At 48.8% G+C, this 21,097-nt stretch carries 7 protein-coding genes and 6 pseudogenes; 2 read left to right on the top strand and 11 right to left on the bottom strand.

Going from position 1 to position 21,097, the window contains the following annotated elements:
• Positions 1-198: 198 nt before the first annotated feature.
• The 7 genes and pseudogenes from JCM16496_RS16700 to JCM16496_RS16670 form a co-directional block, all read right to left on the bottom strand.
• A pseudogene (locus JCM16496_RS16700) lies at positions 199-1,108 on the bottom strand (nucleotidyltransferase family protein).
• A gap of 125 nt (positions 1,109-1,233) precedes the next feature.
• Positions 1,234-3,585 (bottom strand): annotated as a pseudogene (tamL, locus tag JCM16496_RS16695) (translocation and assembly module lipoprotein TamL).
• 9 nt (positions 3,586-3,594) lie between these two features.
• Positions 3,595-8,159: pseudogene (locus JCM16496_RS16690) on the bottom strand (translocation/assembly module TamB domain-containing protein).
• A 106-nt stretch (positions 8,160-8,265) separates the two neighbouring features.
• A pseudogene (locus JCM16496_RS16685) lies at positions 8,266-10,555 on the bottom strand (hybrid sensor histidine kinase/response regulator).
• A gap of 4 nt (positions 10,556-10,559) precedes the next feature.
• Positions 10,560-11,903, bottom strand: coding sequence for an MATE family efflux transporter (locus JCM16496_RS16680; protein ID WP_025835688.1), 1,344 nt, complete (start codon positions 11,901-11,903; stop codon positions 10,560-10,562).
• Between the two features lie 149 nt (positions 11,904-12,052).
• Complete coding sequence (locus JCM16496_RS16675; RefSeq protein WP_025835687.1) at positions 12,053-13,288, bottom strand: M16 family metallopeptidase; 1,236 nt, start codon at positions 13,286-13,288, stop codon at positions 12,053-12,055.
• A 24-nt stretch (positions 13,289-13,312) separates the two neighbouring features.
• Entirely contained in the window at positions 13,313-14,152 is an 840-nt protein-coding gene (locus tag JCM16496_RS16670; protein ID WP_025835685.1) for a peptidylprolyl isomerase, read from the bottom strand.
• A gap of 93 nt (positions 14,153-14,245) precedes the next feature.
• Between JCM16496_RS16670 and JCM16496_RS16665 the strand changes: the two genes are divergently transcribed.
• Together JCM16496_RS16665 and JCM16496_RS16660 are read left to right on the top strand one after the other, a co-directional pair.
• On the top strand, positions 14,246-15,673 hold the full coding sequence (locus JCM16496_RS16665; protein ID WP_025835683.1) for a sigma-54-dependent transcriptional regulator: 1,428 nt from the start codon (positions 14,246-14,248) through the stop codon (positions 15,671-15,673).
• 222 nt (positions 15,674-15,895) lie between these two features.
• Positions 15,896-16,078, top strand: coding sequence for a hypothetical protein (locus JCM16496_RS16660; RefSeq protein WP_005828596.1), 183 nt, complete (start codon positions 15,896-15,898; stop codon positions 16,076-16,078).
• An 87-nt stretch (positions 16,079-16,165) separates the two neighbouring features.
• On the opposite strand, the gene JCM16496_RS16655 is transcribed toward JCM16496_RS16660, so the two are convergent.
• The 4 genes and pseudogenes from JCM16496_RS16655 to JCM16496_RS16640 all read right to left on the bottom strand — a co-directional run bounded on the left by JCM16496_RS16655 (position 16,166) and on the right by JCM16496_RS16640 (position 20,838).
• A complete protein-coding gene (locus tag JCM16496_RS16655; RefSeq protein WP_025835681.1) occupies positions 16,166-18,703 on the bottom strand; it encodes a S9 family peptidase in 2,538 nt (845 codons plus the stop codon).
• Positions 18,704-18,713: 10 nt separating this feature from the next.
• On the bottom strand, positions 18,714-19,385 hold the full coding sequence (locus tag JCM16496_RS16650) for an RluA family pseudouridine synthase (RefSeq protein ID WP_005828600.1): 672 nt from the start codon (positions 19,383-19,385) through the stop codon (positions 18,714-18,716).
• A 92-nt stretch (positions 19,386-19,477) separates the two neighbouring features.
• Positions 19,478-20,223: pseudogene (gene fabG, locus JCM16496_RS16645) on the bottom strand (3-oxoacyl-[acyl-carrier-protein] reductase).
• Between the two features lie 31 nt (positions 20,224-20,254).
• Positions 20,255-20,838 (bottom strand): annotated as a pseudogene (locus JCM16496_RS16640) (TetR/AcrR family transcriptional regulator).
• Between the last annotated feature and the right edge of the window lie 259 nt (positions 20,839-21,097).

Here is a 21,097-nt window from a genome sequence, read left to right as displayed (position 1 = left end):
AAACTTATATCTGCTATCGCTTAGACGCGGATGACGCGGAGTTTTCATATTTCAATCCGCGGCATCCGCGTCTAAAAAATAATCACAAAGAACGCAAATACAGAGCTTTCCGGCAGACTCTCCCACTATACACAAAAAGGCTGCCTCACGATGCAACGTGAAACAGCCTTTCCTTATAGTAAAGTATTCAAGTTCTTCTTAGAACAGCTTCGCAGGATACTCGCCCGCATCCACCAAAGCCTGAATCTTGTCGACTACACTCTGACGGTCTTCGGGATAAGTTACACCGAACCACTTGCTGGTTGTGTCGAGCACTTCGCAAGTAGCAGTGCCATCGTTAATCAGCTTATCCACCATCAGCGGGATGAAGAATTCGCTCTTCAGGTTCTCCATGTTCTTCGGGTCGCTCAAGAAGCTCTTGAAAAACTCTGCACTGTAGGCAAAATAATCGGGAGTGAAACCCCAGAAGTTCATGCTGACCGGAGTCGTCTCGGGAGTGGCAGTCCATTCACCGTTATCGTCGATGTACTTCACCTCGCCGTCCATGCGCTGAATCTTGGTACGCTCTACTACAGAAGTCAACAAATTGTTTGCATCCGTTCCACACAAACCACGGGATACGGTACCGCTTTCGCTCAATGTATTGCCGATGCGGAAGCCTACCATGGAATATACATTTTTGGAACCTTCGGGAAGGGCTGCAAGGAATTTACCCATTACCTGGAAGGAATCACGACCGTAGAAATCATCGCAGTTGATAACAGCAAACGGTTCCTTTATTACATCGGCACCCATCATTACAGCATGGTTGGTTCCCCAAGGTTTGGTACGGCCTTCAGGCAGGTGAAGCCTTCGGGAAGGTCATCGATGGACTGGAATACCAGTTCGCAGGGGATATGGCCTTCGTATTTGGAAATAATCTTGTCGCGGAAGTCCTGCTCAAAATCTTTACGTATTACGAAAACGAGCTTGCCGAATCCGGCATTGATAGCATCATATATGGAATAATCCATGATAGTTTCGCCATTCGGGCCCAGTCCGTCCAATTGTTTCAAGCCACCATAACGCTGCCCATGCCGGCTGCCAATAAGAATAAAGTTGGTTTCATATTAGTTATTATTTAAAAAGGTTAGTGTATCACAGTTGATAACGGTTGCAAATGTACAAAAATTTATGTCTGACAAAAGGGAGTTTTAGTTCATTCTTTACCACTATCCGTTCAAAAACGTACATTTAGAACGGATAACCGATGGCAAAATGCAGTGCCATACTATCCTTGAACTTAGGAATATTGTAATATCCCGACTTTCCGGTATCATACGGGTCGTGAAGCCCGATACCCAAATCCAGACGGAAAACAAGGAAGTCCAGGTCATAGCGTAAGCCGAATCCCGTACCCAAAGCAATCTGTTTCGGGAAATTCTTCAAAGTGAACTCACCGTTCGGGCGACTTTCGTCCTTACGCATCAGCATACATTGCCGGCATCCAGAAACACCGCTCCATGCAAGTCGGCAATCATACGGAAGCGATACTCGATATTGGCTTCCATGCGAATATCACCCACGTGGTTGATATAAGTATATTTTCTGTCCGTCTCGGGAGGATAGCCGCCCGGACCTATACTGCGGGCAGAAAAGGCGCGCACACTGTTGGCACCACCTATATAGAACTGCTCCGTATAAGGTGCGGTCGTGGCGTTTCCATACGACCATATCACCCCTCCCGCAATACGCGAAGCTATCATCTGGTTCTTGTCTATCCGGTAATGGTACCTGAATTCCGAGTTCAGCTTCAGGAACTGTGCAAAAGGTACCCCGAAAAGCTTCTTCCCCTCCTCGCTGAACGGCTTGCCGAAAATACGGTAAACGGCAGAAGTCAGGTTACCTGCCGATGCCACGGTGGTCTGCCACCAGATGGGGTTGCGCTTTCCGCGCACGGACGCATTGTCGTATGTATAAGTATACTCCATGGCAGGTATGAACTGGTCGCGCAAGCTGACGTAAAGTGCCGGATTCTGGGCACGCAATGTATCAAAAGCCTCAGTAGGATTGCGCAGCACATTGAACGTCAACCGGAAAGGAGTTATACTATGCCTGGATGTCGGTTTGGGCTGGAAGTCATACGTGGCATTACCGCCAAAAGCCAGCAGCTTATAATACTTGGCACGGTTCATCTGGTCGGCATACAGGCGGAAAGTGGTCGTAGCCGGAAAGTCATATTCACGGTTGCCCATCCGGGGAAACACCACACGCGGAAAGATGAGCGAAGTGGAAATGCCCAGTTCATAACTGTTCATCAACGAAGAGCTCCCTTTACCTGTCTGCCATTCGTACGAGCCGTTCAGCTTCACGTTCCAGCTTTCCCCCCCCGAAGACATTATTTTTCGTCACAGTAAAGGCAGCCCCCGGTCCTGTCTGATTATTGCTCTTCATGGTGACATTGAAATCCAGCTCCGCGTCGTAAGGTTTGTCGAGTGCGGCAATAACCCTCACATCCAAGGTGTCGGACACAAATGCCGTATCACGCGGTATATACTGCATTTCCGCATAACGGAAAATGCCGACACTTGCCAAACGTTCCTGCACACGGGTCTGACGGTACAGACTATACAAGCTCTGCATGGAACGCTGGCGGGCAATACCAGCGCTGTCTTGTATCTGGCGCTTGCGGCGGTAGCCTTGATAGTTCAGCCAGCGGTAAAGCATATTAGGACGCACCGGCGGCTTGTTATAGTAGTGTATGGCCAAGCCTTTATAATCCATGCTGTCATTAGGTTCCTGCCCCTGCTTTCCAAGAAGATACACAGATTTCCTGCCTACATAAAACTGCTTCTCGGCCACCTTCGGCATTCCGGGAACGGGAACCATACGCATCTGGACATGGCCGCCGGGAATCATTGTCGTGTCTGCCTGATAAGTCAGGTAATCGGGACGGAAGTAATAGCATCCCACATTGCGCAGCAGGGTACTGACACGGGTACGCTCCCCGTCCAAATCGGTCACATTGAATTGCTCTCCCGGGCTGATGAGCGAGCGGCGGCGGCCCAGCTCCATAATCCGGGTGGTACGCTGGTTGAAGCCACGATAGTACACCGTATCTATAAAATAAGGATTACGCATATCCACCGTATATTGCAGTTTGGCCTTCAGCGAGTCCTTCGGGTCGACAAATGTCTTGTAGCTGACGCTTCCGTTGAAATAGCCATAATCGCGTAGCAAGTTGGCCGCCGCCTTCTGGCGTATATCGGGATTCACCGTAGACATAAGCACCGGAGTGGCGGCAAATTTATTGAATATCCACTTTCCGAATCCCTTCTCATACTTCTGGAAACCATTGTAAATCCACAGTCCGAAAGGAAAGGGATAGCGGATAGTAGAGCTTCCCAGCAACGAGTTGTTCGGTGCCGTGGCAAGGGCGGCCTCCACCTCTTCCATGGCAATCTCGCCAACAGACGTTTCACTGCGGTTCAATACAATCATCGGCTTCTGGCCGGTATAGAGTATCTCCCCCTCCGGCAAGTGCTTCGTGGTGGAGCAACCTGCCAGAAATATCAATCCTGCAATATATAATATCAGTCGTTTCATATCACATTCCTACTTTTTCATATCGCTGTTTTCAGCCTCCGGTTTTATCTTTTTCTTCCTGAAGATGAAGAGCTCACCCAGCCGGTCCATCTTCCGGCGCAGCACAAGGCCGACACCCGTTTCGGTTATCTCACCGTCGAGTATGCTTTCGTAGTTCTTATTATGGAATACACGGACATATCGGGTACCCGACGCATCAAGACGGTATTCCAGCGATATATTGTCAATGAATGACTCCGCATCGTTCGTGGCATTGGCTCCGGTGGACACTTTTCCACCGATGACAATCTGTACGCGGTCGTTGAAGAAACGCTGGGAATAACGGAAACTGAAGTCTTTCTGCGTGTCGCCCGTTTCAGCAGAGGTACGGTCTTCCACACCTACACTGATATTGGCACCTTTTATACCTCCCGCCAAGGAGTTTATCTGGCTCTGAAGCACTGAGTTCAAGGCGGCTCCCATCGACAAACCTCCTCCTTTGGCGCCGCTGTTCAGGTAAATACCCGTGGCAAGCATGGCAATGGCCTGCTTACTACGCTCTTCTGCACCCATTGCCTGCAGCTCATTCTCTACTGCGGCATCTTCGGGAGCCGAAATATCGAATATCAGATCGGGAGCGTCAAGCCTGTTCTTGATGGAAATGGATACATCGAAGTTCACCATGCGCGAACCGTCCCCGTCACCATCGGCCACAGAAGCACGCATACGTTCCGTAGCCTTCAGGCTCAGCGTAGGATTCATAATATTCCCCCGCCAATCCACATAACTGCCGGGATTGAACTGGAACTCCTTCAACGGGATGATGGGCAGCGAATATTTCATGACGCCACCCGAAAGGGTATAGCGCCCGGTAAGGCTCATATCCCCTTGGGGAGTATACTGCATATTCAAATCACCGCCACCTTCCAGTTCGATGTATTTGCTGCGGTCAGGACTCAGGTCGGCACGAAGACGGACAGCATCGTCAATATGGACGGACATATACATTTCCAATCCTCCAACGACATGGCAGGAACTTCATCCGCCTTTACCGACGTCGTATCGGTGAACGAGGTAAAGGTAACCAGTCCGCTGAGACGGTCTTCCACCGTTAAAGGAGAATCGGTCAACACGTAGGTTACGTTGGTATTGCCCAGCAGATTCATGTTTCCACGCATCGTGAGCCCGTCGAGCGGTCCCTTCACCGTGGCATGCAAGTCGACGAACACCTTTCCATACACCAGACTTTCGCGGGTACGCGGTGCATCCAGCAACGTATAGTTCTCTGCCAGCAGATTGAGGTTGGCAGTAGGACGCTCCATATTCCGGAAATCAACCTTACCGTCAATCGTAAACGGATTCTTGCTGGTGGTATAAATGGCAAACTTATCGAATATCAACTGATTGTCCTTTATCTGTACCGGACGGTTGTCGAACCAGTAACGTGCTCCCGCCTGGCGTGCGTAGACCGACACACTGTCCAAAGCAATATCACCATGCATCTGAGGCTTGTCCGGCGAACCGTAAATATAAAGTCCTCCATCAATATCTCCGGTAAAGGTCACCATTTGGTCAGGGATGAATGCATTGGCCATCTTCAACGGGAAATGCTCGAAACGGGTGGACACTTCCAGGGTATCCTTTCCGTTTTTCTGCGTCAAGATACCGTCCGCGGTCATCACTTCTTCATTATCATATGTAAAATAGGTATTCAGATAGTGCGTATTCTTGTCGCCCGGCAACCAGGTAGCCCCCAGGCCGATGTCTCCAACCGGTTGCGTTCGTAGGTCAGCTTCTCCACATTGGCTTCGGCTGACACCTGCAGGGAAGTGGCAGTCTGTACATAATTTGCTTCGGCAGAGAACAATCCCGTAAGCCGGGGCATATAAGGAAGTACCTCCGTAAGTTCATCCAGGCGCAATCGGCTCAGCTCTACGTTTATGTTCTGCAAGGAAAGGGTATCGCTCCTGTTGGACTGCATACGGAAACACAGACCGTCGTCGCTGTCCATGTCAATATTGGCATAGACGCGCATGTTCTTATGCAGATAAATCCAGTTACTGTTGTCCGCAAAGTGGAATTTGCGGAAAGCGATAATCGGTTCGGCAGGGATGAGGTTCAGCAGCACACCATTACCGCGACCATTTCCTTCGGTCAACGGACGGGCATTAATACCGAACAGCACACCAGTCTGCCCTTTTCCATCCACATAATCCACAGTCAGCTCCGCATCTTCATTACGGACTTCACCCGTCAGTGTACTGCGGAACACAAACTGCGGGTTCTTGGGACCGTTTATGACACCACCTTGCAACTTCATGCGGGCAGTATCCTGCTTCACTGTGAAAAATATCGTATCGAGCTGCAAGGAGTCCATGCGCAATCCGTGAACAGCTGTACGCCCGTTGATGCCGACTTGCGGAGTAAATCCGAAACTCAGTTTGAAATCATTATAGGAAATACCCTTTGCAGCCAGGAAATAGCTGACGGGATTCTGGTTACCGGCTTCCAGATGCATGCCTGCCGAAGGAAGGACTTGGCGCAAAGCGGCATGGTCCAGACGCCGTTCATCAATCTGCCTTGTCAGGATAGAGACAAATTTATCCGACTGTTCCATCAACTTCTTCAACGTGCTGTGGGCGCGGAAACGCAGATTCAAGTCACCGGCATCAAGCCTCAACTTGAGAGAATCATGACGTGCCTCCGCTCCCATTGTAAAGGCAAACGGGTGTTTCAACGGTCGGGGCACCAAGCCCAGCTTATGCAGATTCACCTCTTCCACATTCAAATCCAAGGCGCCATCCAAATAGCTGCGGTCAAGACGCATATCCGCATTTCCCTGCATCTTGAGAAGAACATTATCGCTGGTAAGACGGACGGTAGCAACGGATGACTTGAGTCCGGCATGCACATCCACACCGGAAATGTCCCAATGACCATACTGTAGTTTTTCCAAGGAGGCATTCAAAGCGGCCACAGTCTTTCGTGATGCCATATCCACCCCTTGCCCCTTGGCAGACATCTTTGCCGTAAGAGTATAGATGGAGTCCTTGGGCAGGAAGTGATGCACCTGCAGGTCATTGACGGCAAGGTCGGCATGGTAGGCCTCCGTAGCAAGGTTATAGGCGGCATCCAGATTCAAGAAGCCTTCCTTCTCCTGCAGCTTCAAGGCAGCAGTGCACTGCGCCCCCTCCACACCGACACGTGCCGCAAGGTGCATACTGTCCGGCACGATGACGGAGCCATCGGGAGCTATGTCGGCAAGTCCGGTCAGGAAGTTCAAGTTCAGCGTATGCATTTCGAAGTCCATGCTTCCATTGCGTTTCACACTGTCGGTCAGGTTCCAGAATTCTCCTCCCCCACTCAACGAAAAGGCTCCAGGCAGCTCAGCCGTAAAACGGGAAATCTGCATCTGCTTCAGGTTTCCTTCCGTACCGGCATGAATCACCAACGGACGAAACGGATAGGCTTCCTTGAAAGCTTCCGGCAGGCCACCGGCAAAAAGCAGTACATCCTGTTTGCCGATACGGGCATTGAAACGGGCTGTCAGACGACCGGTGGTAGGTATATTTACCAGTTCCCAGTAGGTCTGTGCCGTAAGGTTCATCTCACTATGAGGTGTCAGCAACTTCAAAGAAGGGATACGGATAACGGTAGAGTCGGCAAACAACCGCCCGGTCAGGGAGGTTACACTCAAACCGGAACGCTCATACATGGAAAATTCCCGGATAACGGCATTCATATCTCTGCCGTAATACATCACAGAATCAATGCCCATACGGATGTCGCGAAGAGCAATGTGCGAGGGGTCGAAGCCTGCATCATCAATACCGGTTGTGGCACGCTTCGGGCCACCGGTATCATAATTGACAGAAGTTCCGGTCAGCAGAAATTTTCTCCAGCCATAGAACTGGTGTTTCAGGTCGGCAGCAGCGTCCGCAATCTCAGCATCCCCTATATGGCTTTCAGCCCCATGGAGTCCAATGGCATCTGTAAATCGACCGAGACATTCTTCAACTTCAAAGTATGGAGTGTGACTTTCCAGTTCAACGCAGTGTCAGTAGTGTCCTTGGGAGTCTCAGTGGTATCGGCAAGCATTACCTGCACATGGGTATCGCTCAATTCTATATTATTGAGGATGGCATCTTCTTTTGTAAGGTCTATGCCATGGCTTTCGAAAAAGAAATGCCCCAGTACCCCTTTGATGTGCATACCTTCCATTAAATTGGAAGAGTTGACAGCAACTTGTTTCAAGGTAATGTCATCCACCTCCACTTTTCCTTTGAGTAAAGGCCATGCCTGCACGCGTACGTTCAAGCTTCCAAGATTCAGCAAAGTATCGGGATGCTGCACATCAACAGCACTGTCGGCAGGCTGTACCACCAATACCCCGCGAACCAACAAATTCAAAGGAAAGCGAAGGTCAATCCGCTCCACGGATATATCCATACCCGTAGCATCTGATGCTATTGCCGTAGCCTGCTTCCGTATCAAATTCTGTACAGGAGGCACATAGAGCAATATCATCAATATTATAAACAGTATAATAGGAGTAAGCAGTACCACAGTGCTATTCTCAACCATTTTCTTCTCATCGGAACGTCAATCTTTCATCGTATTTAAAAATCCTACAAAGTAAACAATTTCTTTCGACATTTGGTTCCCGACAAAGAAAAATCACATATTCTTCTCTGTTCCCCATTACGGAAGAGCTGTTGCCTGAGCAATGACATCCTCTATCAGAACAAAGGCGGCAAGGGCGCGCTCTTTCAATTCTCCGGTAAAAGGCACTCCATGCGAAGTTTCCAACAGCTTCAGCAATGCAACCAGTTCCGCAGCTCCAATCAACGTAAAGAGGGGAATCATTTTGTGGGAGACGGCAGCCATCTCGTCCACATCCTCATTCTCCACAGCCTTCTGCAAACGCTCCGCATTGAGCGGGTCTCAGCCACAAAACTTTCCAGAATGGACTTTGCGGCCTCGGGGTCATCGACCGAAAAAGCAGTGAGCGAAGAGAATTTATACCCCGGGCAAGCCGAAGTTTCCGAAACTTCCGTAACCTCCCCCCCTTTGTCCTCCACATCCAATTCATGCAGCAATTCACTGACGGTAAACGGCTTATGCAGGCATCCGGCAAAACCATGCACCGTAAATTCCTCACGCTGCATGTCACTGCGGGCAGTGACAGCAATCACCGGAACAGACTGTGCCTGCGGTATGTTCGAAGCACGCAGCAGTTTCAGTAAATCAAAACCATTAATGGCAGGCATCTGCACATCAGTAAGCAGAACATCAAAGGTTGCAGTGCGCAAGGCATCCAGCAGTTCATCCAGTTGCAAGCAAGAAACAGAATTTATACCACTCTGCTGAAGCATGGCGGCAGTAAGAGTAAGCTGAATACGGTCATCATCGATAAGGAGCACTCTTTTTAATGAAGAATGAGGAATGAAGAATGAAGAATCGGGCTGCGCTGTCACGCCGCACGGCAATTCTTCATTCTTCATTCTTCGTTCTTCATTCAGAAAGGGCATGGGAATAGATACGGTGAAAGTGCTTCCCTTGCCCGGTACACTGTCTACATCAATCGTGCCTTCAAGCAACTGTACCAACATACGGACGATGGAAAGTCCGAGTCCGAACCCCTCTTTACCCTGGGCACCCGGCAGGCGGGTGAACTCCTGGAAGATACGTTCCCGGTCGGCAGGCTCCATACCTTTACCCGTATCAGCAATGGCAACTACCAGTCGACGGTCCTCGTAACGGGCAGTCATGGTAATACTGCCTTGGTCCGTAAACTTCACGGCATTGGACAGCAAATTGTTGATAATCTGGCGCAGACGCAAGGGGTCGCAAATATAGGTACCACCCAGCTCCGGGGCAATGTCGCAATGAAGCGCCAGCCTTTGGCAGCCGTAAGCAGTGCGAAACTGACGTGTATCTCTTCGAGCAGGCGGGAAGGATGAAAGGTGACCCGGTTGACTTCGGCCTTGTTCAAATCAAGACGATGGAAGTCGAGCAAATCAACGACCAGCTTCAGCAGATGCTCCGATGAGGTTTTCATATTGTCCAGATAGAACCGCTGACGCTCATCCACCGTCAGACGGGAAAGCAAGTCGGCATAGCCCATAATAGAACCGAGCGGGGCTTTGAAATCATGGGTAATGGCGAGCATCAGTTTTTCACGGACAGCAAGCAAATCTTCAGCACGACGGCGGGCCTCTTCCAACTCACGGCGGTAACGGTTGCTTCGGGCAATGTCGCGACCGATGATAATAAGAAAAAAAGCGGAGAGCAACACCGCACCTACGGCAATGCCACTGATAATCTTGGCCGAACGGCGTCGGACCGCTTGTTGATACTCGGCTTCCGTCCGTGCACGCAGCAGAGTTTCCGTCTCGTAATCTTTCAGCAAGCTGTCAATACGAGCGGTCAGCATATGGTCCAAGCGTTGCAGATAGCGTTTACGCCGCTGTATAACAGTGTTTACAGCTTTTTTCTGCCGGGCCACGGCACGCAATTGCTCATGCAAAGAATCGGCCGGATTATAAGGTTCAATCACCGTATCCGTTGCAAATTCAAGGGAGGTCTTTACCTGGATAGCCGTATCTTTCTTTGGGGGGACAAACACTTCACCCAAACGACGGAAAAACCCCTTCTTCCGAGGGCGTGTCACGACGGTATCCCGATGTGTAATGATACGGTGCTGCACACGTTGCTGGGTCACTACCGAGTCCTGCCGGGCAATTATCTGCTCAATGTCACTGGTGGATACCATGCTGTTATTCGCCTCACTCAGCGTGCGCAGCATTTTTATCGTGTTGGTATCCTTCTCGCGTATCAAGGCAAGCACGCTGTCTGTCCATTGTACATCGCGGTCATCGGTAAGAATAAGGTTCTCCATTTCCCGGTGTACGAAAAACAAGGAAAAAAACAATACCGCCAGCAACAAAGTGTAGCCTGCGGCAATCTTTACTTTGGAGACATTATTCATACTATCAAATCCTTTCCCTGGTCTGTTTACGGAATCTCAGCCACAGCATCAGCCCCGCACTGGTCAGTCCGAACGGGAAAGCCATCCAGACTCCCGTCAGTCCCCAGCCGAAGATGAAACCGCAGAGGTACCCTACGGGCAAAGATATAACAAAATAGGATATAAATGCAATGATCATCATCGGTTTCACATCCGAGATGCCACGCAGGGCATTGGCAAAGTTAATCTGCAACCCATCACCGAACTGGTAAACCAGGAACGGGAAGAAGAGGGAAGCAACCATGGCGGACACCTCCACATTGTCCGTAAACCATCCGCCCACCTGACCACGAAGCGAAAAAACGATGCTCAGCAACACCACTCCCATACAAAAGATAATGTGGAAACCTGCATACGCCGAACGGCGCACATTCAATCCGTCTCCCTGCCCTTTAAAGTTGCTGACACGCACGGCAACCGCCGCCCCCATACCGTAAAACATCATAAAGGTAAACTGGGAGATAGTCAGCATAATCCGGTGTGATGCCAACGCGAGAGTCCCCAGCCAGCCCACCATGATGGTGCTAAGACTAAAGGAAGCCGTCTCCATACCCATCTGCATACCGACAGGCCAGCCCAATGCATTGAGTTTCCTGAACATCGGCGTCGACCATCCCAGCCGCATGAAGCCAAGCCTATAACGGATAAACCGACGGTCGCGGAGCACAATCACCGCAAAAACCGCTACCATCACAATACGGAAGAATAGGGTACTGATACCTGCTCCAAGTAGTCCCATCTCCGAGAAGCCCAGCTTTCCATTGATGAGAATATAATTTCCTATGATATTGAGCGCATTCCCGCCGAGCAGAATCCACATGGCCGTCTTGGTATCGGTGATGCCGTCCGTGAACTGTTTGAAACCGTTGAACAACATAACAAAGACCAATGAAGCCAGCAACACCAGGTAATAAGGCTTGATTAGAGGCATCAATTCTTCGGGTTGCCCCAACCGTTCTACATTAAAATACAGAACGGTCATGACAAGAGTCAACAGTAAAGCTACCAGCACATTGGCCACCAGGCTGCACCGTAACGCCTGTCCGGCCTCGGCAAAACGGCGGTTACCGTAGAAGCCTCCCACAACCGGGGTCAGCCCGTAGCTGAATCCCGTACTGAAAATAATACAGAGAGTAAACAGATTGTTTACGAAAGAAGCGGCACCCAGCTCTTCCGTGCTGTGATGCCCAATCATCAGCGTATCGGCAAAACCAAGCACAATGACTCCCAGCTGCCCCACCACAATGGGCAGCCCCAGGAGAAGCAATGCTTTGTAGTGCTGCTTATACGTATCAAATGAATTTCTCATACCAGGAGCTCTTTTTGTTCTATTTTTCCGTTTTCTTCTATTCACATCCTCATCTTCTCCCTATCTGCTCCGTATCTATAAAGCAGGACTTGGCAGGGAGTTGATAAGGAGCAGACAGGGAGCAGGTAAGACGAAGGGCACTAATTGTCCTAATTCTCTTTTTGGTAATAGAGCACAATCCCGTTTTCATCACGGAACGTCTGTTGTGCCACCCTGTGAAGCTGTTCTGCCGTCACAACACGGTAATTGTCCACTTCACGGTCTATATCTTCCGCCTGCCCGGTCAGTTCAAACCAGGCAAGGTTGGTAGCTACATTCAGATAATTGATGTTGCCGAATATCTGTGTAGATTCAAATTTGTTCTTCACTTTTTCCAGTTCCTGCTCGCCTACCAATCCTTGCTTCAGCTCTTCCAACTCCTTGCGGACAGCAGCCTCAGCCTGCTCCAAAGATACGCCTGCCGAAGGCTTGCCGCTGATGTGCAGCAGTCCGGCATCCCGTGTACCGGAGATATAGGCATCGAGACTGGAAAAGAGCTTTTGTTCCTGCACCAGCCTGCGGGTCAAGCGACTGGAACGTCCATTGCTCAGAATATCCGACAGAATATCGAAGGCATAATAATCGGCATCCTCACGGCTGCACATGTGATAAGCCATGAACAGAGCATCCAGAGGAACATTCCGTTCCACCGTCTGCCGGCGTTCCGCCGTCTGTACAACTTCTTGCGGTAATTGCCTTACGGGCACATTCCTACGGGGAATGGGAGCAAACCATTTTTCTGTCAACCTAACCGTTTCTTCCCACGAAATATTTCCGGTAACGGCCAGCACTGCATTATTAGGTGCATAAAAACGAAAAAAGAATTCCTTTACCTCATCCAGCGTGGCATTGGCAATGTGAGAGAGGTCTTTCCCGATAGTAGGCCAGCGATAAGGATGCGTCTGATAAGCCAAAGGACGAAGCAGATGTCCCACATCACCATACGGCTGGTTCAAGCAACGTTGTTTAAATTCCTCCATCACTACCGCACGCTGCACTTCAAGACTTTGCTCACTGAATGCCAGTTCCAGCATACGGTCGGACTCCAGCCAGAAGCCGGTTTCCACATTCGATTTTGGAACCGTCAGGTAGTAATTGGTTATATCATTATTGGTCCATGCATTATTCTCCCCGCCTGCCAGTTGCAAAGGAGCGTCATAATCAGGAATATGCGCCGAACCTCCGAACATCAGATGCTCGAACAGATGGGCAAAGCCCGTATGCTCGGGATGTTCGTCACGGGCACCCACGTCATAAACAATATTCAAGGCAACCATCTGCGTGCTGGTGTCCTCATTGTGCACCAGGCGCAGACCGTTGTCAAATATCTTTTTGTTTATCTTCATAAAATGGAATGACAGAATCTATCATCAATCTATCACTGTCACTTTTTTAATAACCACATCCTCTTCGGGACGGTCGTTACGGTCAGTCTTGACCTTCTGTATTTTATCAACAATATCCATACCTTCCAGCACTTCACCGAACACGGTATATGCACCGTCCAAATGCGGAGTACCGCCCACGGTAGTATAAGCCTTCACCTGCTCGGGGGTAAACTTGAACTCCGGTTCCTTGGCAACCTGAGCCTCTGCCTGCGCAATCAAGGAATCTTGCAAATCCATCAGACCGTCCTGGTCATTATTCTTGCGCATCTTGTAGATTTCCTTCATATGCTTCTGGGCCAATGCATTGAAAGCATTGTTCAGGCGCATCTGATTCATCTGCTGTTCCATCCCCAGCAAGGTAGAGTCATTATACACTTTTCCGGTCACAATGTAGAACTGGCAGCCGGATGATGCCTTGTCGGGGTTCACCTCATCACCCTGGCGTGCAGCCGACAAAGCACCTTTTTTGTGAAAATACTTCGGATAAACAAATTCGGCAGGAACGGTATAACCCACGTCGCCTGCCCCCAGCATCTTGCCTTTCGGAGCCTTCTTCGATTCCGGGTCACCAGCCTGTATCATAAAGTCCTTGATGACACGGTGGAACAGCGTACCTTCATACGTGCCGTCTTCCACCAGCTTGATAAAGTTATCACGATGTTTCGGGGTTTCATTATACAGTTTCACGATGATGTCACCCGCACTTGTTTCAATCTTCAGCTTCGTTTCTTTTTCCATATCTTCCTCTTTCTTTTGTCCCGGCTTGCAAGCAGTCAGAGCGCAAACCAGTATAGTTAATAATACAATAAGATTTCTTTTCATTTTGTTTTTTATTTAATTTAAGTTTGCAAATATACTAAAATCAGACAAAAGCACTTACCTTTGCCTACATAAAAGAGATAAAAGGCTAAAGCAATGACATCCATATTAATTGTAGAAGATGATATTACTTACGGCATGATGCTAAAAACATGGCTCGGCAAAAAAGGTTTCCAAGTAACCTCCGCCAGCAGCATTGCCCGTGCTCAAAAACATATTGAGTCGGAAACCGTAGACTTGATATTGTCTGACCTGCGCCTGCCCGACAAGGATGGCATTGACTTATTGAAATGGCTGGGCGAACACGGCCTGCAAATACCGCTTATCATCATGACGGGATACGCTGACATACAGTCGGCCGTCCAAGCCATGAAACTGGGAGCCTGCGATTACATTGCCAAGCCCGTGAATCCGGACGAATTACTGAAAAAAATAGGCGAAGCCTTGAATGCATCATCCTCCGCTTTGAAACAGATGATGCATTCGTCCCGAACAGATGATGCGTTTACCCCAAACAGACCATCCGTTTCACCCAAACAGACGATGCATTCCGACAAGATGAAGAATCAGCCTCTGAAGGGTGCAGAAGGCTCATTGTCCTCCTCCGACTTCCTCGAGGGAGAGAGCGACGCAGCCAAACAACTCTACAATTATGTGAAACTGGTTTCACCTACCAATATGTCCGTACTCATCAATGGCGCCAGCGGAACGGGCAAAGAATACGTAGCCCACCGCATCCACCAGCTCAGCAAGCGTGCCGACCAGCCGTTTGTAGCCATCGACTGCGGTTCTATTCCCAAAGAATTGGCCGCTTCGGAGTTCTTCGGGCACATAAAGGGGGCCTTTACCGGCGCACTGACCGACAAAACGGGCGCTTTCGTCGAAGCCAACGGCGGTACCATCTTCCTGGATGAGATAGGCAATCTGAGCTATGAAGTGCAAATACAGTTGCTGCGTGCTTTGCAAGAGCGCAAGATACGTCCGGTAGGTTCAAACAAAGAGATAAGCGTGGATGTACGTCTGGTATCCGCCACCAACGAAAATCTGGAGCAAGCCATCGAAAAAGGGGCGTTCCGTGAAGATTTATATCACCGTATCAATGAATTCACCCTACGTATGCCGCAACTTAAAGACCGCCGTGAAGACATCCTGCTCTTTGCCAATTTCTTTCTGGACCAGGCCAACCGCGAAATGGACAAGCAACTGACCGGCTTTGACGACAAGGCATCCCGCGCCCTATTGGAATATCCCTGGCCCGGCAATCTACGCCAAATGAAGAATATGGTACGCCGTGCAACCCTGCTGGCACAAGGCAAATTCATTACTATCAACGAACTGAATGAACTGAAAGAACCCACACCGGCCATCATCGGTATCCCTCTTCGCAATGAGGAGGCAGAGAAGCATCAAATCATCGAAGCCTTGCGGCAGACGGGAAACAACAAGAGCCGCGCTGCACAACTGTTGGGCATTGACCGCAAAACGCTGTACAACAAGTTGAAGCTTTATAACATATCCGACTAAAGGGTGTGGAATTATTCCACACTCCCCTCCACACATTCCACACTTTTCCACACTATGCCACACTTTGCATAGAAACATATATCACTAACTATCAGAATATTATCCAATACACACTCTTTCTGGCACACCATTTGACCTATATTAGACGTAAGCAACAAGCGCTACAACAAGCAAGCACTTAGACTTAACAATAAGATATAGCAACCTAAAAGCAAATGAATTATGAAAAAATTAGTATTAGTAGCAGCCCTGTTTATGTTTGTTTGTGGCGGAACGTTCTTGGCTCAAGCTAAGGCTCCGGTAGAACAGCCGAGTAAGACAACAACCTTGTCTAACGACACTGTGGTAACGGATACTTTGCAGAAAGCCGAGAACGTCCAAGACACAGCAAAAGTGGCCCAATAACAGTAAGCACACTACAACAAAAAAGCCGTTTCCTCCTTGTCTATTCTGGGAAACGGCTTTTTTAATTATCAATTGTCAATTAAAACATCACCAATGTCTTTCCGGATAAAGGTCATTCCACCATGCCGGACTATCCTGCAGCCAGCGGGCAAACCAAGCCATAATTGAATTGTGCCACAATTCACGTTTTGCATAATCAAGTACAAAATGGTTTTCACCATCCACGGTAATAAATTCCACCGGCTTGCCCAATATCTTCAGCGCATTATACAACTGGATACTTTCACCGATAGGCACGTTCGTATCTACCGTGCCATGCAGCAACAACAGAGGGGTATTAATCTTGTCCGCATTGAACAATGCTCCATGCTTCGTAAACAAATCGGGATTATTCCAAGGATAGCTATCGGCTGCCGCAACAGAGTTATAGGAATATCCCCAATAACCCTCGCCCCAATAGCTCGTTACATTGCTGATGCCAGCATGCGAGGCAGCGGCAGCAAACATGTCCGTCTTAGTCTGCAGATACATCGTCATGAATCCTCCATAAGAGGCACCCAGGCATCCGATACGTTTATCGTTGACAAACGGATGGGCTGCACAGAATTTCTTCGTACCTTCAATAATCTCATCGGCCGTACGCTCACCCCATGCATTGACATGGCGTGCAGAGAACTCCTGGCCGTACCCGATGGCACCACTGGGCTGGATAACATAAACCACATAGTCACGTGACGCAAACAACTGTGCACAGTACGGGGAAGTTATACCGCGGGTTGTAGGAGTCGTTCCTCCATAATAGTATACGATAAGCGGATACTTCTTGTTCGGGTCAAAAGACGGCGGCAGACAAACCATTCCCTTTATCTCCGTACCGTCTGAAGCTGTAAAGTTCCACTCTTCCATCTGTCCCAGCTCAATCTTATCGAGGATGGGCTTCATGGGGTTGGCAAGCAAGGTAGAAACTTTTTTCTTCGTGTCGTATGTATAGGCTACGCCCGTACTGGTGTTTCCTCCGCCCACATAGGCAGCCACAACCGGATTGTCATTGGCCAGCGTGAAGGAAGTAATCACATCTTCTTCAAGCGGAAGCATTTCAAAGCCGCCCGTCTTCGGAACATAACGGTAGATATGCCTGCAATCCCCATCAGTCGTATCGAAATAGATACATCCGTCCACGCGGTTCCACTGCACGGGAGACACTGTAGGATTGAAATCGCGCGTGATAGCCTGCACTTTCTTTGTAGCCAAATCCATAATGAATGCTTGGGTATCAAAGTCATTGGCTATGGGATGTTCACCGCAATTCTTGCCAATGCCTCCGAAAGCAGACGGACTGCCCGTCACCAGAAGCTGCTTCCCATCCGGAGAGTAAGAAGCACTTCCCAGATAAGCATCCCAGGCGACCAGCGTATCTGCCTGCAAGGTGGCCAAATCAATCTCGAAAAGAGAAGAGAGGGAGAAAGGGCATCGAGTGATGTCCGACTTGGAAGTGCTGCACAACAGTTTCTTGCCATCCGGGGAAATATCATTCAGATAGACGTTGTGACTACCGTAGGTCAGACGCTCGGAAAGGCCCGTCTCCACATCGTATTTCATGAGATAATAGCGGTCACGAGAATTGGGGATACGGTCGTCCGGATGCAAGAGACGTTTCAACGGGCCACTCACCTTTTCGCCCTCGTCCGTGAGCATATAAATAAGATAGTCTTCTGTAGGAGACCAGCTGAAATATCCTTCGGGAACATTCTTCAGCAGCACTTCCTCACGCATCGTGGCAGGATCGAACACAACCAGGTCATTCTGCTCCTCGCCCATAACCGTATAATAGAGCTTGTTGCTGTTGGGCATCCAGTTCATCTTTTCATTGGCATTGGGCAATATCACCCGGCCGGTCTTTACCTCGGTCAGCTCACAACGGGTCCTGGAACGCTTCACGTCGTAATTGTCCGAATAGCGGGTCAGCAGATACTTGCCGTTGGGCGAAAGAGAAACCCTGCTCGCTCGGGAGCCGAAATTGGTGTTGAACAAAGAGAAACGTCTCTTCATGTCCGGTGCCATCCGGCAGGCTACATCGGCAAAGTCCTTTTCCTTTTCAAATTCGCATTTCAGCATCGGCTGCATCTTGTCGTCCGCGCTTGAAAGCAACTTGATGACAATCTCATAATCCGCTTCGGGGTCCATACGCAAACTGACAGCCGTAGGACGGACCTGCGACAAGCTGTCCTCCGCTGTCTCCTTGACTTGCTTGGATTCACCGTTTACAAACACCTCAAAACGGGCAGGAGAATATACATTCAGCTTGCCCTTCATGAAACGCTCCGCACGCAGATTGGTAGCAAACAGATAGAACAGATTGTCCTTGTCCGCCTTTGCCACAGTTACATATCCAGCCGTATCAGCAACCATACGTTCGTACCGACCTCCGTCGAAGTCGAGACTGACCTTCGTCTTCAGAAGATTGCCGGTAGTAAACTTGTCTCCCTTGAAGTTGATACTATCGCCCTGGAGGGGAGTGCGCACCGTAACGGCCGGACGCACGTTATACTCAGCAACTCTTTCCTGAGCTTGGGCAGCCAATCCCGCAAGGAGCAGCAAACCCGACAAAACTGTGATTTTCTTCATTACTGTAAGATTAAATCGTTTCAAAACCATTCCATAAATTTCCGGGAGGAACGGGCGCCTCCACTTCTATCAGTTCTTTGGACACCGGATGCACAAAACGGATATACCGCGCATGCAGACAGATGCTGCCGTCGGGATTGGAGCGGGGCGAACCATACTTCAAATCTCCCTTGATGGGACAGCCCATCTTTGCCAACTGACAACGTATCTGGTGATGGCGTCCGGTTTTCAAATCTATTTCCAACAGATAATAGTTCTGCGACCGCCCGATGAGCCGGTAATGCAAAATCGCTTTCTTGCTGCCCGGCACCTCCTTGTCGTATGCATAACTCTTGTTCTGTTTCTCATTTCGCACCAGATAGTTCACCAATTCCCCCTCTTCCTCGCGGGGCAAGTTCTTCACTACTGCCCAGTAAGTCTTCTTCACCTCGCTATTCTTGAACATCTCGTTCAGACGCGACAGTGCCTTACTGGTCTTGGCAAAAACAACAAGACCGCTCACGGGGCGGTCCAGCCGGTGAGCGACACCGATAAAGACATTTCCAGGCTTGCTGTACTTCTCTTTCAGGTACTGCTTTACAGTTTCCGAAAGCGGTGTATCACCCGTTTTGTCTCCCTGAACTATCTCGGAAGCGGTCTTGTTGACTATAATGATATGATTGTCTTCGTATACGACAGTCATCGGTTGTTAATATTTAATGATTAGTGATTAATGATTAATGACTAACACCCAACTTCTCATTAAACATTAATCACTAATCATTAATCATTAAATTACATATTCATCCCACCATCTACCTGAATAACCTGACCGGATACATAAGAAGACATATCAGAAGCCAGGAAAGTAGCGATATTTGCCACGTCTTCGGGTGTGCCGCCACGACGCAAAGGAATCTTCTTGCACCATTCAGCCTTCACCTCTTCAGACAAGGCGTCGGTCATGGCTGTCATGATGAAGCCGGAGCAATGGCATTGGCACGGATTCCACGAGAACCCAGCTCCTGAGCGATAGACTTGGCCAAAGCAATCATACCGGCTTTGGAAGCAGAATAGTTGGCCTGGCCGGCATTGCCGTGAACACCTACCACAGATGCCATATTGATAATGCTACCCGCCTTCTGGCGCATCATGATGGGTGTGCAGGCATGGATAAAGTTAAATGCCGATTTCAGGTTGACATTGATAACCATATCCCATTGCTGTTCGCTCATACGCATCATCAGACCGTCACGTGTAATACCGGCATTGTTTACCAGAATATCAATACGTCCAAAGTCCTTATGGATTTCTGCCACTACATTGGCAGTGTCTTCAAAGTTTGCTGCATTGGAGGCATAAGCTTTTGCCTTTACTCCCAAAGCTTCCAATTCTTTTGCCGTAGCCTCGGCATTTTCATCAATCACCAAGTCAGTGAATGCAATATTTGCTCCTTCTTGAGCGAACTTCAAAGCGATAGCCTTGCCGATGCCGCGTGCAGCACCTGTCACAATGGCTGTTTTTCCATCTAATAATCCCATATTATTTTAAAATTATTTATAAAATGTATTCTTACTTCTTTCCCAATGCACCAAGTACCAGACGGGTCACGTAAGTATCGCGTACCGCATCGTCCAGATTGGCCCCTATATGGCCGCGGATATAAGGTGTTTCAATACCTTTGACACTGTAATGCACAATCTCGCAGTCATATCCAAGTCATCTATCTGGAAAACACCCTTCTCCATACCTTCACGCAGAACCTCCTTGAAAAGCAGGGTCTCTGTAGCATCGAAACGTTTGCGCACTTTCTCCACTCTCCAAATATCCCGAAAGAAATTGGCACGAAGAGTACCATTCCGAAAGACAACCTCTTTTACCGCATCCAGATGAGTGTAAATCATTTCCATCAGTTTCTCGTCCGGCTGAATATCTTTCTCTACCACGTGCTTCATCATATCCGAAAGAATATCCAGCTCCGACTCGACAACAGCCAAGTAGATATCTTCCTTGCTCTTAAAATAGGTATAGAGCGTTCTCCTACCTTTCTTTGAAGCGAGGGCAATATCATTCATCGTGGTATTTTCAACACCCATCTTTGCAAACAGCTGACGGGCAACGTCCACTAATTTAGCTTTTGTCTTCGATACGGTCATAGATTAATTGCACATTGCTTTATTATTTGAGCAAAAAAGCTTATTTATTTTCGTTCTGAATATCAAACACTTACAAATTATAACGTTTCAATTCATACTTATTTATTTTAAGTTGAGCACGACAAAGATAACAATTCTTTTTCATCTAACAGCATTTTCCTACAAATTCTTCCCTTGACCTACAAGAGTAAAAATCAGTGCCACAAGTAGTTCTTACTCACTTATAAGAAGCTACCAATGACAAAGAATATCTTAATGA

The sequence above is a fragment of the Bacteroides rodentium JCM 16496 genome (assembly GCF_000614125.1).
GTDB lineage: Bacteria > Bacteroidota > Bacteroidia > Bacteroidales > Bacteroidaceae > Bacteroides > Bacteroides rodentium.
Note: the sequence above shows the minus strand (reverse complement) of the source record. Positions and strands in the feature narration are given on the sequence as shown.

Excerpts from the sequence above, each read along its gene's own strand:
- JCM16496_RS16680 (WP_025835688.1), bottom strand. The coding sequence starts at position 11,903 with ATGAGAAATTCATTTGATACGTATAAGCAGCACTACAAAGCATTGCTT.
- JCM16496_RS16675 (WP_025835687.1), bottom strand. The coding sequence starts at position 13,288 with ATGAAGATAAACAAAAAGATATTTGACAACGGTCTGCGCCTGGTGCAC.
- JCM16496_RS16670 (WP_025835685.1), bottom strand. The coding sequence starts at position 14,152 with ATGAAAAGAAATCTTATTGTATTATTAACTATACTGGTTTGCGCTCTG.
- JCM16496_RS16665 (WP_025835683.1), top strand. The coding sequence starts at position 14,246 with ATGACATCCATATTAATTGTAGAAGATGATATTACTTACGGCATGATG.
- JCM16496_RS16660 (WP_005828596.1), top strand. The coding sequence starts at position 15,896 with ATGAAAAAATTAGTATTAGTAGCAGCCCTGTTTATGTTTGTTTGTGGC.
- JCM16496_RS16655 (WP_025835681.1), bottom strand. The coding sequence starts at position 18,703 with ATGAAGAAAATCACAGTTTTGTCGGGTTTGCTGCTCCTTGCGGGATTG.
- JCM16496_RS16650 (WP_005828600.1), bottom strand. The coding sequence starts at position 19,385 with ATGACTGTCGTATACGAAGACAATCATATCATTATAGTCAACAAGACC.